The sequence below is a fragment of the Micromonospora sp. DT4 genome, from assembly GCF_049841675.1.
GTDB lineage: Bacteria > Actinomycetota > Actinomycetes > Mycobacteriales > Micromonosporaceae > Micromonospora.
Map to the genome: position 1 here is coordinate 1 of NZ_JBNCKT010000435.1, position 349 is coordinate 349.

The 349-nt window shown below is 73.6% G+C and carries 1 pseudogene; it reads right to left on the minus strand.

Annotated features, from left to right (window positions below):
* Positions 1-349 (minus strand): annotated as a pseudogene (locus tag ACLQ24_RS30455) (VWA domain-containing protein); the annotation flags it as partial.

Below are 349 nucleotides of genomic sequence, written 5' to 3' on the forward strand. Positions count from 1 at the left end.
GGTCGGGGTCGATGCCGAGGACCTGACACCACCGCCGGGCCAGGCAGATCATGGTGTCGGCGTCGGTGTCGTCGCAGATCTGGGCCTCGCGCCAGATATCCCGCAGTTGCCGCAGGCGTTTGCGTCCGAGGACGCCGGTGACGGCGGCCCGGACCGGGCGGACGTCTTTGCTGGTGACGATGCGGGCGTCGACGCGAGCCAGCAGCAGGGCGGCGAGTTGCCCGGCGTGCCACGCGTCGTCGACGGCCGCGTCGTCGGGGTGCAGGAGGGTGGTCACGACGTGGCGCAGCCAGCGGCGGTCGCCGCGGCGGCGGGCGCGTTGGCGTCCTTCGGCCCGGGATTCCTCCAG